Source organism: Streptomyces sp. NPDC031554 (genome assembly GCF_055580685.1).
Genome location: NZ_JBVIKX010000014.1, coordinates 77208 through 90870, shown reverse-complemented (window position 1 = coordinate 90870; position 13663 = coordinate 77208). Strand labels below are relative to the sequence as shown.

Sequence of the window (13663 nt, the reverse complement as noted above, 5' to 3'; positions counted from 1 at the left end):
CCACTGCGCGGACCTCGGGGGAGAGCAATGACAGGCGTTCAACGGGGCCTCGAGTTCCGCCCGTTGGAGGGCGGCGACCCGACGTCGGTGGCGGGCTACCGGCTGGCGGCGCGGCTCGGCGCGGGCGGCATGGGCACGGTGTACCTGTCGTACACGCCCGGCGGGCACCCCATCGCGCTCAAGACGATCCGTCCGGAACTGGGCGAGGACCCCGAGTTCCGCCGCCGGTTCCGCCAGGAGGTGCGGGCCGCGCAGCGCGTGCAGGGCCTCTACACCGCGCCGGTCATCGACTACGACACCGAGGGCGACCGGCCCTGGCTGGCCACCGCCTACGTGGCCGGGCCCTCGCTGGCCGCGGCCGTCGGCGAGCACGGGCCGCTGCCGGCGGAGTCGGTCCTGCTGCTGCTGGCGGGGATGGCCGAGGCGCTGTCGGTGATCCACCGGGCGGACATCGTCCACCGCGACCTCAAGCCGTCCAACGTGCTGCTCGCCTCCGACGGCCCGCGGGTCATCGACTTCGGCATCGCCCGCGCCGCCGACGCCACCGAGCTGACCGGCACCGGCGTCTCCATCGGCACCCCCACGTTCATGTCGCCCGAGCAGGGCGCCGGCAAGAAGGTCACGGCCGCCTCGGACGTCTTCGCGCTCGGACAGGTGGCCGTGTACGCGGCGCGCGGCACCGGCGCGTACGGGAACGGGCCCTCGCACGCGGTGCTGTACCGGATCGTCCACGAGGAACCCGATCTCGACGGACTCCCCGGGCACCTCGGCTTCCTCGCCCGCTGCCTGGCCAAGGACCCGGCCGAACGCCCCTCCCCCGCCGAGATCATCGCCCTGTGCCAGGAGGCGTCGCCGACGCCGCTGCGCCAGTCCGGCTCGTGGCTGCCGGAGGCCATCGCCGCGCAGATCACCGAGCGGGTGTCGGCGTCGGCCGCGCTGGCGTCGGCCCCCGCCCCCACGCCCACCGCACCGGTCACCCCGGTCGACCCGACCCCGGCACCGCACACCCCGGCACCCGCGCCCGTGCACGCGGCCCCCACGACCGCGACGCCCTCCTTCGGCCCCGTCGTCCCGCTGCCCCGGCCGCAGGCCCCGTTCCCGCCGTCGTACGGGCCGCCGGCCGCGCCGCGGCCGCCCTTCGCCCACCAGCAGCCCGCCTGGCGGCCGCTGCCGCTGCCGCCGAAGCGGAACCAGGCCGGCAAGTGGATCGGGATCGCCGCCGCGGTGGTGGTGGGCCTGTTCTGGCTCGGCAGCTGCGCGTCGGCCCTCGGCGACCTCGGAGACTCCTCCGATTCGTCCGGGGACAGCTACGACTCCTACGGCGACGGCTCCGCCCCGAGCGGTGGCACGGACAGCGGTAGCGACCTGGAGAGCACCCGGACGCGGCCCGACCCCACTCCGGTCACCTACCGGGGCGTCAACATCCCCGAGAGCTACTCCGTGCGGTTCGCGGACGCGCCGCCGAAGCCGTTCGACGCCCCCGACGGCAGCAGCCCCCGCTACGAGTCGGACAGCGACCTCTACTACTACGACGGCAACGGCTCGGGCAACGACCCCCTGCTGGGCAGCGGCGGCGAGAAGGTCGTCCTGCTGAACAACGCCCAGAAGGGCTCCCTGGCCACCTGCCGCGCCGAGACCCGGTACACCAAGGAGATCGAGCTCTCCCAGGTGTCCGAGGGGTCGCAGCTGTGCGTGCACAGCTCCTCCGGCCACATCGCCCTGGTCACCTTCAAGGGCAGGGCACCGGAGAACGACCCCAGCGACTTCGTCTCGGTGGACCTGACGATCTGGCGCAACGCCGAGGAGCCCGCCGCCGACTGACGCGGCCCAGCTCAGGCCTCCATCGCCCAGATCAGCACCTCGGCCGGGCCCGCGCCGGCCACCAGGTCGAGGTCCTCCTCGTCGGCGGCGCGCACCGCGTCCCCCGGCCCCAGCTCGTGCGGGCCGAGCCGGACCGTGCCGCCGACGACGTGGACGTGGACCCGCGCCGCGTCCGGCACGGCGGTCCGCTCCCCGGGCGCCAGCCGCCGCACGTGCAGCATCGCGCCCGCCTCCGGGACGGCGTACGGCGTGGCGTCGGCGATGCCGCGGACGAGGTCGTAGGCCGGCTCGCCGCCCGGTCGCAGCGGGGCCAGCCACATCTGCACGAAGGTCAGCGGTGCCGTGCCGTCGTTGCGCTCGACGTGCCGCACCCCGGCCGCCGAACTGAGCCGCTGCACGTCGCCGGGGCGCACCCGCGTCTCGTGGCCGCGGGAGTCCCGGTGGGTCAGCTCGCCCTCGACCACCCACGTCACGATCTCGGTGTGGCTGTGGGGGTGCTCGTCGAAGCCGGCGCCGGGCGCCAGGCGCTCCTCGTTGCAGGCGACCAGGGCGCCGAAGCGGAGGTTGCCGGGGTCGTAGTGGGGGCCGAAGGAGAAGGCGTGGCGGGTCTCGATGCCGGCCGCCGGGTCCCCGCCGGGGTAGCGCTCGTCGGCGCGGCGTACGTCGATCACGCCGACCACGGTAGACCCGCCGCCGGCCGGACGGGGACCGCACCGGCGACCCGCCGACGCATGCGCGCGTCCCGATGAGGCAGTCTTGTCCACGTGCCTGAACCCGAATCCCACGACAACCGAGCCGCAGTACCCGTCGCCCACACGCACCTCGCGACCCTGAAGCGGCTGGAGAAGTCCTCCGGGAGCCTCGCCGCCCAGGCCATCACGCGCATGGACGAGACGCTGCCGTGGTACCGGGCGATGCCCCCGGAGAACCGTTCCTGGATCGGGCTGGTGGCCCAGGCGGGCATCGCCGCGTTCACGGAGTGGTTCCGGCGTCCCGACGCCCCGCAGGCCATCTCCACCGACGTGTTCGGGACCGCGCCCCGCGAGCTGACCCGGGCCATCACGCTGCGCCAGACCGTCGAGATGGTGCGCACCACCATCGAGGTGATGGAGAGCGCGATCGACGAGGTCGCCGCCCCCGGCGACGAGAACGTGCTGCGCGAGGCGCTCCTGGTGTACGCCCGCGAGATCGCGTTCGCCACCGCCCAGGTCTACGCCCAGGCCGCCGAGGCACGCGGCGCGTGGGACGCGCGGCTGGAGTCGCTCGTCGTGAACGCCGTGCTCAGCGGTGAGGCCGACGAGGGCGCCGTCAGCCGGGCCGCCGCCCTGGGCTGGAACTCGCCCGAGCACGTGTGCGTGGTCCTGGGAACGGCGCCGGACGGGGACTCCGAGCTGACGGTGGAGGCGATCCGGCGGGCCTCGCGGCACGCCAAGCTCCAGGTGCTGACCGGGGTGCTCGGCTCCCGTCTCGTCGTCATCGCCGGCGGCAGCGACGACCCGATGGCCGTGGCCAGGTCCCTGATCGGGCCGTTCGCCGCGGGACCGGTCGTCGCGGGCCCCGTGGTGCCCGACCTGCCGGCCGCGACCCGGTCCGCGCAGGCCGCCGCGGCGGGGCTCAAGGCGTGCTCCGCCTGGCAGGACGCGCCGCGCCCGGTGCTGGCGGACGATCTGCTGCCGGAGCGCGCCATCGCCGGTGATCCCGGCGCGCGCGACCAGTTGGTGGAGGAGATCTACAGACCGCTGGAGGAGGCGGGCTCGGCGCTCCTGGAGACGCTGGCCGTCTATCTGGAACAGGCGTCCAGTCTGGAGGGCGCGGCGCGGATGCTGTTCGTCCATCCCAACACCGTGCGCTACCGGCTTCGACGTGTGACTGACGTCACCGGCTGGTCGCCGTCGGATGTACGCTCTGCGTTCACCTTGCGCATCGCGCTGATCCTGGGACGTCTCGTCGACGGAGACCCCAAGAGCTAGCGTTTTGTGGGGGGCCCACAAAACCCCCTGCCGTTCTTCGTCCCTGTCCCCACGGGCGGCCGTGCCCGTCCCCAAGAGAGAGTGTGAGAGTGCTCGTACTCGTCGCTCCCGGCCAGGGCGCACAGACGCCCGGCTTCCTGACCCCCTGGCTCGAACTGCCCGGCGCCGCCGACCGTGTCGGCGCGTGGTCGGACGCCATCGGGCTGGACCTCGCCCACTACGGCACACAGGCCGACGCGGACCAGATCCGTGACACCGCGGTGGCGCAGCCGCTGCTCGTCGCGGCCGGAATCCTGTCGGCCGCGGCGCTCGGCGACGTGACCCCCGGCGCGGTCGCGGGCCACAGCGTCGGCGAGATCACCGCCGCCACCTTCGCGGGCGTCCTCGACGACACCGCCGCGCTGACCCTCGTGCGCAAGCGGGGCCTGGCCATGGCCGAGGCCGCCGCGATCACCGGGACCGGCATGTCGGCGCTGCTCGGCGGCGACCCCGACGTCTCCGTGGCGCACCTGGAGAAGCTGGGGCTGACCCCGGCGAACGTCAACGGTGCCGGCCAGATCGTCGCCGCGGGCACGCTGGAGCAGCTCGCCGCGCTCGGCGAGGACAAGCCGGAGGGCGTCCGCAAGGTCGTTCCGCTGAAGGTCGCGGGCGCGTTCCACACGCACCACATGGCCCCCGCGGTCGAGACGCTGGCTGCCGCCGCCAAGGAGCTGTCCCCCGCCGACCCGGAGATCGCCTACGTCTCCAACAAGGACGGGCGCACGGTGGCCACCGGCGCCGAGGTCCTCGACCGGCTGGTCGGCCAGGTCGCCAACCCGGTCCGCTGGGACCTGTGCATGGAGACCTTCCGGCAGCTCGGCGTGACGGCGCTGATCGAGGTGTGCCCCGGCGGTACGCTCACCGGTCTGGCCAAGCGTGCCCTGCCCGGCGTGAAGACGCTGGCGCTGAAGACCCCCGACGATCTCGACGCGGCCCGCGAGGTCATCGCCGAGCACAGTGCCTGACAAGGAGCCGACGAGCATGGCGAAGATCAAGCCCAGCAAGGGCGCCCCGTACGCGCGCATCCTCGGCGTGGGCGGTTACCGGCCCACCCGTGTGGTGCCCAACGAGGTGATCCTCGAGACGATCGACTCCTCCGACGAGTGGATCCGCTCGCGTTCCGGCATCGAGACGCGGCACTGGGCGAACGACGAGGAGACCGTCGCCGCCATGTCGGTCGAGGCGGCCGGCAAGGCGATCGCCGACGCCGGGATCGCCGCCGCGCAGATCGGCGCCGTGGTCGTCTCGACCGTGTCGCACTTCAAGCAGACCCCGGCCGTGGCCACCGAGATCGCCGACAAGCTCGGCACGGACAAGGCCGCCGCCTTCGACATCTCGGCCGGCTGCGCGGGCTTCGGCTACGGCCTGACGCTCGCCAAGGGCATGGTCGTCGAGGGCTCCGCCGAGTACGTCCTGGTCATCGGCGTGGAGCGGTTGTCCGACCTGACCGACCTGGAGGACCGGGCCACCGCCTTCCTGTTCGGTGACGGCGCGGGCGCGGTCGTGGTCGGCCCGTCGAAGGAGCCGGCGATCGGCCCGACGGTGTGGGGTTCCGAGGGCGACAAGTCGGAGACCATCAAGCAGACCGTGCCGTGGACGGACTACCGCGACGGCGAGGTCGCGAAGTTCCCGGCGATCACCCAGGAAGGCCAGGCGGTCTTCCGCTGGGCCGTGTTCGAGATGGCGAAGGTCGCCCAGCAGGCGCTGGACGCCGCCGGGATAAGCTCCGCCGACCTCGACGTCTTCATCCCGCACCAGGCCAACGAGCGCATCATCGACTCGATGGTGAAGACCCTCAAGCTGCCGGAGTCCGTCACGGTCGCGCGTGACGTGCGGACCACCGGGAACACCTCGGCCGCCTCGATCCCGCTCGCCATGGAGCGGCTCCTGGCGACCGGCGAGGCCAAGAGCGGCGACACCGCGCTCGTCATCGGATTCGGGGCGGGTCTCGTGTACGCAGCGACGGTCGTTACCCTCCCCTAGGCACTCCGTGCCGGATCACGCGGTCCGGGACGGAAGACACCAATGCCACACCCTCTGGAACACCAACGAAGGAGCGCCGACATGGCCGCCACTCAGGAAGAGATCGTCGCCGGTCTCGCGGAGATCGTGAACGAGATCGCCGGGATCCCGGTCGAGGACGTCCAGCTGGACAAGTCCTTCACCGACGACCTGGACGTCGACTCGCTGTCCATGGTCGAGGTCGTCGTCGCCGCCGAAGAGCGCTTCGACGTCAAGATCCCCGACGAGGACGTCAAGGACCTCAAGACGGTCGGCGACGCGACGAACTACATCCTCAAGCACCAGGACTGAGTCACTGCTGGGGCCGGATGATCCGGCCTGCCCCGCCACCCGGCGGTGGCGCCGCTGAATCCCGATCGTTGGAGAAAGAATTCCCGTGAGCCCGACCAATCGCACCGTGGTCGTCACCGGTATCGGCGCAACCACACCGCTGGGTGGCGACGCAGCCTCTACCTGGGAAGGCCTGATCGCCGGCAAGTCCGGCGTCACGCCCCTGGAGCAGGACTGGGCGGCCGACCAGGCCGTCCGCATCGCGGCGCAGATCGCCGTGGAGCCCACCGAGGTCATCCCGCGGCCGCAGGCCCGCAAGCTGGACCGCTCGGCGCAGTTCGCGCTGATCGCGGCCCAGGAGGCCTGGAGGGACGCCGGTTTCGCGCCGAGGACGGCCGACGGGGCGTCCGACGCCGCGTCGGGTGCCTCCGTGGACCCGGACCGGCTCGGCGCGGTCATCGCCTCCGGCATCGGCGGTGTGACGACCCTGCTGGACCAGTACGACGTGCTGAAGGAGAAGGGCGTCCGCCGCGTCTCCCCGCACACCGTGCCCATGCTGATGCCGAACAGCCCGTCCGCCAACGTGGGTCTGCTCGTGGGCGCCCGCGCGGGTGTGCACACGCCGGTCTCGGCGTGCGCGTCGGGAGCCGAGGCCATCGGTTACGCCATCGAGATGATCCGCACCGGCCGCGCCGACGTCGTCGTCGCCGGCGGCACGGAGGCGGCGATCCACCCGCTGCCGATCGCCGCGTTCGGCAACATGATGGCGATGTCCAAGAACAACGACGACCCGCGGGGCGCCTCGCGTCCCTACGACACCGCGCGCGACGGCTTCGTGCTCGGCGAGGGCGCCGGTGTGATCGTCCTGGAGTCCGCCGAGCACGCCGCCGCGCGCGGGGCGCGGGTGTATGCCGAGGCGGTCGGCCAGGGCATCTCCGCCGACGCCCACGACATCGTGCAGCCGGAGCCGGAGGGCCGCGGCATCGCGCACGCCCTGCAGAACCTGCTGGAGCGCACCGACCTCGACCCGGCGGAGATCGTGCACGTCAACGCGCACGCGACGTCGACGCCCGCCGGTGACGTGGCCGAGCTGAAGGCGCTGCGCAAGGTGTTCGGCGACGACGCCGACCACATGGCGGTCTCGGCGACGAAGTCGATGACCGGTCACCTGCTCGGCGGCGCCGGCGGTGTGGAGTCGGTGGCGACGGTCCTCGCGCTGTACCACCGGGTGGCTCCGCCGACCATCAACGTCGAGAACCTCGACCCCGAGGCCGAGGCGAACGCGGACATCGTCCGCGGCGAGGCGCGCAAGCTGCCCGTGGAGGGCCGTATCGCCGCGCTGAACGATTCGTTCGGGTTCGGCGGGCACAACGTGGTGCTGGCGTTCCGGACGGTCTGAGAACCGCCTGTACGCGCGTGAAGGGGCCCCACCCGGGAGGTGGGGCCCCTTCTTCGCGTTCTCCGTGCTCTCCGCTCTCCCCGCGTGTCCCGCGGGCTTCGTGTGTTCCCCGCGTCCGGTGCCCCCGTCCGGGGTACCGCGTGTCACACGACCTGGTGGAGCCACCTCACCGGGGCGCCCTCACCGGCGTAGCGGAACGGCTCCAGTTCGTCGTCCCAGGGCTTGCCCAGGAGCTTGGCGATCTCCGCCTCCAGGTCCGTCTCGCCGCGCTGGGAGCGGGTCAGGGCGGCGCGCAGGCGGTCCTCGGGGATGAGGATGTCGCCGTGGATGCCGGTGACGGCGTGGAAGATGCCGAGGTCGGGGGTGCAGCTGTAGCGCTCGCCCTCGGCGGTGGCACAGGGCTCGGCGGTGACCTCGAAGCGCATCAGGTGCCAGCCGCGCAGGGCGGAGGCGAGCTTGGAGGCGGTGCCGGCCTCGCCCTGCCAGGAGAACTCCGAGCGCCAGGTGCCGGGCGCGGCGGGCTGCCGGATCCAGTCGAGGCCGACGCGGGTGCCGAGCACCCCGGCGACGGCCCACTCGACGTGCGGGCACAGCGCGCGCGGCGCGGAGTGCACGTACAGAACCCCACGTGTCGTCACCGGTACCTCCGGACAGAGCGGGCCAGTCGTGCTGGCTGGCATGGCGGCTGCGGCGGCAGCCACGTTGAGGGCGAGGCTACCGTGCGACGGCGCAAGGAGTGTGACGTACCGTCGGTCCCGGGCCGCCGAAGGGCCTCCATTCACCCGGCAGGACGCCTGTACCGGCCCGGTCCGTCGTCTCCCGCCGGCCCGGGAACTCCCGGACGTTGTCCTGGGTGGGCCGGTGGACCGTCCGGCCGGGGACCGGTGCGACGAGCGGGACGAGCGGGACGAGCGGGACGACCGAGGGGACAGCAGAGGATGCGGAAGCGAAGCCGCCGCTCGCGGGCCGTGGCCGCGTTGACGGCCGTGTTGACGACCGCGGTCGTGCTGGGCGCGGCCGGCTGTGACGCGCCGGGCGGGGAGGGGCCGGGTGCGTCGGGTGCGCGCGAGGCGAGGCCGTCGGCGTCGCCGACCCCGGTGTGGGACACCAGTCCCGCCTCGCTGGCGGCCGTGGGCGACTCCATCACGCGCGGCTTCGACGCGTGCTCGGTGCTGGCGGACTGCCCCGAGGTGTCCTGGGCGACCGGCGACAGCGGCGAGGTGAACAGTCTGGCCGTACGGCTGCTGGGGGCGAGGGCGGCCACGCACAGCTGGAACTACGCGGCGACCGGGGCGCGGATGGCGGATCTGCCGGCGCAGATGGCGCGGGCGGCGGCGCGCGGGCCCGCGCTGGTGACGGTGATGGCGGGGGCCAACGACGCCTGCCGGGTGACGGCGGAGGCGATGACGCCGGTGGCCGACTTCCGGGCGGGGTTCGAGGAGTCGCTGCGCACCCTGCGCCGGACCGCGCCGAAGGCGCAGGTGTACGTGGCGAGCGTGCCGAACCTGAAGCGGCTGTGGTCGCAGGGGCGGACGAACGTGCTGGGCAAGCAGGTGTGGAAGCTGGGGATCTGCCCGTCGATGCTGGGGGACGCGGACGCGCTGGACGCGGCGGCGAACCTGCGGCGGGAGACCGTGCGGCAGCGGGTGGAGGACTACAACACGGTGCTGGAGGAGGTCTGCGCCAAGGACACGCGGTGCCGGTTCGACGGCGGCGCGGTGTACGGGTTCCGCTTCGGGACCGACCAGCTGAGCCCCTGGGACTGGTTCCACCCGAGCAAGAACGGGCAGGCCAGGCTGGCCGAGATCGCCTACCGCCGGATCACCGCCCGCGACACGTGACTTAGGGTTTCCCCCATGAGCGAACACTTCGGAACACTTTCCGACGGCACCCCCGTGCGCCGCTGGACCCTGGAGCGGGCCGGCGTGCGGGTGCGGGTCCTGTCCTACGGCGGGATCGTGCAGTCGGTGGAGGTCCCGGACCGGGAGGGGCGCGGCACGGACGTGGTGCTGGGGTTCGTGGACCTGGACGGCTACGTCACGCATCCGGAGCCCTTCCTCGGCGCGCTGGTCGGGCGGTACGCCAACCGGATCGCCCGGGCCCGCTTCTCCCTGGACGGGGTGAGCCACGCCCTCACGCCGAACGAGGGGCCGAACGTGCTGCACGGCGGGGCGCGCGGTTTCGACAAGCGGGTGTGGGACGTGGAGCCGGTGGAGCACGGGCTGCGGCTGAGCCGGGTCAGCCCGCACGGCGAGGAGGGCTTCCCCGGCCGGCTGGAGGTCACGGCCACCTACACGCTGGACGCGTCGGGGGCGCTGCGGCTGGCGTACGAGGCGGTCACGGACCGGCCGACGGTGGTGAACCTGACCAACCACAGCTACTTCAACCTCAGCGGCGCGGGCGGTGCGGGCGGGCACCGACTGCGGCTGGCCGCCTCCCGGTACACACCGGTCGACGACGGCCTGATCCCCACGGGCGAGCGGGCGGACGTGACGGACACCCGCTTCGACTTCCGCACCGCCCGCGAGATCGGCGGGGGCCTCGACCACAACTTCGTGCTCGACAAGGGGGTCACGGACGGGCCGGTGGAGGTGGCCGAGCTGTACGACCCGGCGTCCGGCCGGGTGCTGACGGTGGCCACGACCGAGCCGGGCGTCCAGGTGTACACCGCCGACCACCTGGGCGAGCCGTTCGGCCCCGGCCGGGGCGTCGCGCTGGAGACCCAGCACTTCCCGGACTCCCCGAACCGGCCGGAGTTCCCCGGCACCGCGCTGCGGCCGGGCGAGGTGTACCGGTCGGAGACGGTGTACGGGTTCTCGGCGCGGTAGGCGCGGTGGGCGCGGTGGGCGCGGTGCCGGAACGCGCATAGCCCCGGTCCAGGGGTCAGGTCCCGGACCGGGGCTGCTCGTGGGGCGCGGGGCCCGCGTCAGACGTTAATCGTCGCGGTGATCCTGCGGTCCGCGAGAGACCTACCCACCTGGATTTCGTACGAACCCTTCACAAAGGACCACCGCCCGGCGGCCTCGTCCCAGATCTCGAACGCGCGGCGCGGGAGGGTGACGACGGCCTCGGCGCTCTCCCCCGGTCCGGCCTCGACGCCGGCGAAGCCGGCCAGCCAGCGGGCCGGGCGGGCGGCGTCGGGTTCGGTGGGCGCGAGGTAGACCTGGACGACCTCGCGGCCCGCCCGTCCGCCGGTGTTGCGCAGGCGGACGGCGACGTTCGTCCCGTCCGTCTCGACCGATTCGTAGGTCCAGTCGGTGTAGCCGAGGCCGTGGCCGAAGGGGTAGGCCGGGGTGCGGCCCTCCTTCTCCCAGGCGCGGTAGCCGATGAAGACGCCCTCGTCGTAGGGGAGTTCGCCGTCGGCCGGAGCGACCCGGGTGACCGGGGCGTCGGCGAGGGAGCCCCAGGTGGTGGGCAGGCGCCCGCCGGGCTCGTGGGCGCCGGTGAGGACGTCGGCGAGGGCGGCGCCGCCCTCCTGGCCGGGGAACCAGCTCAGCAGCACGGCGGCGACGTCCTCGCGCCACGGCAGTTCCACCGGGGAGCCGGAGTTGACGACCACGACGGTGTCCGGGTTGGCGGCGGCCACGGCCCGCACCAGGTCGTCCTGGCGGCCGGGCAGGCGCAGGTCGGTGCGGTCGAAGCCCTCGGACTCGACGCGGTCGGTGGTGGCGACGACGACCACGGCGGTGTCGGCGGCGCGGGCGGCCTCCACCGCCTCGGCGATCAGTTCGTCCGGGTCCCGCGGGGGCTCCTGGTGGGCGAGTGCGAAGGCGACGACCTTCAGCGGCAGGCGCGCGGGGAACCGGACGACGTGGGTGAGGGAGACGTCGACCGTCTCCCCGGCGGTCAGTTCGGTCTCGGCGCGGGGCACCGGGGAGCCGAAGGCCGCCTCGAAGGGGTCGCCGGCGTCGGCCGGCTCCTGGGTGCCGTCGAAGTGGGTAGTGCCGGCGACGGTGAGGGTGAAGGCGCCGACGCCCTTGACGCCGAAGGTGTGCCGGCCGCTCGCGCGCGGGGTGAAGGTGCCGGTCAGTTCCACGGTGTGCAGGGTGTCGGAGGTGACGCCGTCGGGGAGGTCGTCGCCCGTCCAGCGGATCTGCCCGCCGGGGGCCGAGCCGGTGCCCAGGACGGTCCCGGCGGCGTCCCGGCAGACGGCCCGCAGCGTGAACCCCTTGTCGGCGAAAGCGAGTTCGGTGGTCGGGTCGGCGCCGAGGGAGTAGCTGAGGGCGCCCTCGGGGAGGGCGGCGGTGAGGCCGTCGAGCGGGGAGACGACACGGGCGGGGAAGACGGTGGCGGAGCCGCCGCCGAGGACGCGGGCGTCGCGGGCGGCGGCGCCGACGAGGGCGACCGTGCGGCCGGGCCGCAGGGGCAGCACCGCGCGCTCGTTGCGGACCAGGACGAAGGAGCGGCGGGCGAGTTCGCGGGCCAGGGACTCGCCGTGGACGGGCGCGGGCGGCACGGGGACGGCGGGTTCGACGTCCGCGAGGGCGCCCACGCGGGCGGCCAGGCGCAGGACGCGGCGTACGGCCTCGTCGACCTCGGGCTCGTCGAGGCGGCCCTCGCGCACCGCCCGGGCGAGGGCCTCGCCGTAGACGGTCGCCGGTCCGGGCATGGCCACGTCGAGGCCGCCGCGGAGGGCGCCGACGGTGTCCCGGGCGGCCGTCCAGTCGGAGACGTTGAAGCCGTCGAAGCCCCATTCGCCGCGCAGGACCTCGTTCACCAGGTGGTGGTGCTCGGTCATCGTGGTGCCGTTGACCGTGTTGTAGGCGGTCATGACGCCCCACGGACGGGCCTCGGCGACGATGGCCTCGAAGGGGGCCAGGTACAGCTCGCGCAGGGCGCGTTCGCCGACCAGGTTGTTCACGGTGAAGCGGTCGGTCTCGGCGTCGTTGGCGACGAAGTGCTTGACGGTGGTGCCGACGCCGCCTTCCTGCACGCCGCGCACGTACCCGCTCCCGATCCGTCCCGTCAGGTGGGGGTCCTCGCTGTAGGCCTCGAAGTGGCGGCCGCCGAGCGGGGAGCGGTGCAGGTTGACGGTCGGGGCGAGCAGGACGTGGACGCCCTTGCGGCGGGCCTCCTGGGCGAGGAGCACCCCGGCGCGGTGGGCGAGGCCGGGGTCCCAGGTGGCGGCGAGGGCGGTCGGGGACGGCAGCGCGACGGAGGGGTCGTCGGAGGTCCAGCGCACGCCCCGGACGCCGATCGGGCCGTCGGACATCACGAGGGACGCGAGGCCGATCTCGGGGAGGGCGGGCAGGGACCACATGTCCTGGCCGGCCAGCAGCCGGGCCTTGGCGTCCAGGTCGAGCTTGCCGAGGGCCGCCTCGACGGCCGCCTCGATGTCCGCCATCGCGGGCCTCCTCGTTGAATTCCTGTGCGGTGCTGTGCGGTGGTGTTCCCCATCGTGCATCGGCCGCCTGTGGAGCGGTAGGTTTCGAGACCCTGCCGTTACATTCGCGGGTGTCGATGCCGTACGGTGGCCGGCATGAACGCCAGGACGACCAGGAGCGAGGAGCGGCGCGCCAAGATCGTGCGGGCGGCCCTGGAGGTGATCGCCGAACGCGGCTACCGGGGCGCGAGCCTGGCGGCGGTGGCCGAGCGGGTCGGGCTGACCCAGCAGGGGCTGCTGCACCACTTCCCCACGAAGGACGCGCTGCTGGTCGCGGTGCTGGAGGAACGCGACCAGTGGGACGCGATGCCGCACACCCGGTGGCGGATCGACCTGCTGTGCTCGCTGGTCGAGTACAACGCGATGCGGCCCGGCATCATCCAGACCTTCTCCGCGCTCCTCGGCGAGAGCGTCACCGAGGGGCATCCGGCGCGGACGTACTTCACCGACCGGTACCGGCAGGTGCGGGCGAACACGGCGGCGGTCCTGCGCGCCGAGTACGGCGACCGCCTGCCCAACGGCCTCACCCCGGAGCGGACCGCTCCACTGCTGGTGGCGGTGATGGACGGCCTCCAGTACCAGTGGCTCTTGGACCCGGAGTCGGTGGACATGCCGGGCGCCTTCCGCGACTTCCTGCGCCTGCTGGGCGAGGACGTGGACTGACGGCCGACGGGCCGGGTGCCCGGGGGCGGTCGGGCGGGCGGTCGGGCGGGCGGTCGGGCGGTCGGGCGGTCGGGCGGTCGGGCGGTCGGGCGGTCG

At 73.7% G+C, this 13663-nt stretch carries 12 protein-coding genes; 9 read left to right on the top strand and 3 right to left on the bottom strand.

The features are described from left to right. Nucleotides 1–27 precede the first annotated feature (27 nt). Nucleotides 28–1821, top strand: coding sequence for a serine/threonine-protein kinase (locus tag ACZ5FU_RS29810; protein ID WP_451529704.1), 1794 nt, complete (start codon nt 28–30; stop codon nt 1819–1821). 11 nt (nt 1822–1832) lie between these two features. Here ACZ5FU_RS29810 and ACZ5FU_RS29805 read toward each other — a convergent pair whose 3' ends face one another. Continuing rightward, nucleotides 1833–2492 carry a pirin family protein gene (locus ACZ5FU_RS29805; protein WP_451776351.1) on the bottom strand — a complete coding sequence of 220 codons (660 nt, stop codon included), beginning with the start codon at nt 2490–2492 and terminating at the stop codon, nt 1833–1835. A gap of 93 nt (nt 2493–2585) precedes the next feature. Here ACZ5FU_RS29805 and ACZ5FU_RS29800 point away from each other — a divergent pair, with 93 nt between their 5' ends. The 5 genes from ACZ5FU_RS29800 to ACZ5FU_RS29780 all read left to right on the top strand — a co-directional run bounded on the left by ACZ5FU_RS29800 (nt 2586) and on the right by ACZ5FU_RS29780 (nt 7521). Further along, nucleotides 2586–3791, top strand: coding sequence for a PucR family transcriptional regulator (locus ACZ5FU_RS29800; RefSeq protein ID WP_451529706.1), 1206 nt, complete (start codon nt 2586–2588; stop codon nt 3789–3791). 89 nt (nt 3792–3880) lie between these two features. Then, nucleotides 3881–4795, top strand: a complete 915-nt coding sequence (locus tag ACZ5FU_RS29795) for an ACP S-malonyltransferase (protein ID WP_469047447.1) — start codon at nt 3881–3883, stop codon at nt 4793–4795. A gap of 16 nt (nt 4796–4811) precedes the next feature. Beyond that, nucleotides 4812–5813: a ketoacyl-ACP synthase III gene (locus ACZ5FU_RS29790; RefSeq protein WP_451529708.1), complete on the top strand. Its 1002-nt coding sequence runs from the start codon at nt 4812–4814 to the stop codon at nt 5811–5813. A gap of 81 nt (nt 5814–5894) precedes the next feature. Then, nucleotides 5895–6143: an acyl carrier protein gene (locus tag ACZ5FU_RS29785; RefSeq protein ID WP_366057748.1), complete on the top strand. Its 249-nt coding sequence runs from the start codon at nt 5895–5897 to the stop codon at nt 6141–6143. 85 nt (nt 6144–6228) lie between these two features. Continuing rightward, a complete protein-coding gene (locus tag ACZ5FU_RS29780; RefSeq protein ID WP_451529709.1) occupies nt 6229–7521 on the top strand; it encodes a beta-ketoacyl-[acyl-carrier-protein] synthase family protein in 1293 nt (430 codons plus the stop codon). Between the two features lie 143 nt (nt 7522–7664). Here ACZ5FU_RS29780 and ACZ5FU_RS29775 read toward each other — a convergent pair whose 3' ends face one another. Next, the gene (locus tag ACZ5FU_RS29775) at nt 7665–8159 is read right to left on the bottom strand and encodes a DUF3145 domain-containing protein (RefSeq protein ID WP_451529710.1); all 495 of its coding nucleotides are present in this window, start codon (nt 8157–8159) and stop codon (nt 7665–7667) included. A gap of 300 nt (nt 8160–8459) precedes the next feature. Here ACZ5FU_RS29775 and ACZ5FU_RS29770 point away from each other — a divergent pair, with 300 nt between their 5' ends. Both ACZ5FU_RS29770 and ACZ5FU_RS29765 read left to right on the top strand, forming a co-directional pair. Then, a complete protein-coding gene (locus ACZ5FU_RS29770; RefSeq protein ID WP_451529711.1) occupies nt 8460–9362 on the top strand; it encodes an SGNH/GDSL hydrolase family protein in 903 nt (300 codons plus the stop codon). Between the two features lie 15 nt (nt 9363–9377). After that, nucleotides 9378–10349 (top strand): aldose epimerase family protein, encoded by a 972-nt coding sequence (locus ACZ5FU_RS29765; RefSeq protein ID WP_469047445.1) that lies wholly within the window; start codon nt 9378–9380, stop codon nt 10347–10349. Nucleotides 10350–10447: 98 nt separating this feature from the next. Here the strand turns inward: ACZ5FU_RS29765 and ACZ5FU_RS29760 are convergent, their stop codons facing one another. Beyond that, the gene (locus ACZ5FU_RS29760) at nt 10448–12865 is read right to left on the bottom strand and encodes a beta-glucosidase (RefSeq protein ID WP_469047443.1); all 2418 of its coding nucleotides are present in this window, start codon (nt 12863–12865) and stop codon (nt 10448–10450) included. A 135-nt stretch (nt 12866–13000) separates the two neighbouring features. Here ACZ5FU_RS29760 and ACZ5FU_RS29755 point away from each other — a divergent pair, with 135 nt between their 5' ends. Next, a complete protein-coding gene (locus ACZ5FU_RS29755; protein WP_451529714.1) occupies nt 13001–13567 on the top strand; it encodes a TetR/AcrR family transcriptional regulator in 567 nt (188 codons plus the stop codon). Nucleotides 13568–13663: the final 96 nt, after the last annotated feature.

What these genes read in the sequence shown, in the direction of transcription:
- ACZ5FU_RS29755 (WP_451529714.1), top strand. Translation starts at nt 13,001, where the DNA reads ATGAACGCCAGGACGACCAGGAGCGAGGAGCGGCGCGCCAAGATCGTG.
- ACZ5FU_RS29765 (WP_469047445.1), top strand. Translation starts at nt 9,378, where the DNA reads ATGAGCGAACACTTCGGAACACTTTCCGACGGCACCCCCGTGCGCCGC.
- ACZ5FU_RS29790 (WP_451529708.1), top strand. Translation starts at nt 4,812, where the DNA reads ATGGCGAAGATCAAGCCCAGCAAGGGCGCCCCGTACGCGCGCATCCTC.
- ACZ5FU_RS29810 (WP_451529704.1), top strand. Translation starts at nt 28, where the DNA reads ATGACAGGCGTTCAACGGGGCCTCGAGTTCCGCCCGTTGGAGGGCGGC.
- ACZ5FU_RS29785 (WP_366057748.1), top strand. Translation starts at nt 5,895, where the DNA reads ATGGCCGCCACTCAGGAAGAGATCGTCGCCGGTCTCGCGGAGATCGTG.
- ACZ5FU_RS29760 (WP_469047443.1), bottom strand. Translation starts at nt 12,865, where the DNA reads ATGGCGGACATCGAGGCGGCCGTCGAGGCGGCCCTCGGCAAGCTCGAC.
- ACZ5FU_RS29770 (WP_451529711.1), top strand. Translation starts at nt 8,460, where the DNA reads ATGCGGAAGCGAAGCCGCCGCTCGCGGGCCGTGGCCGCGTTGACGGCC.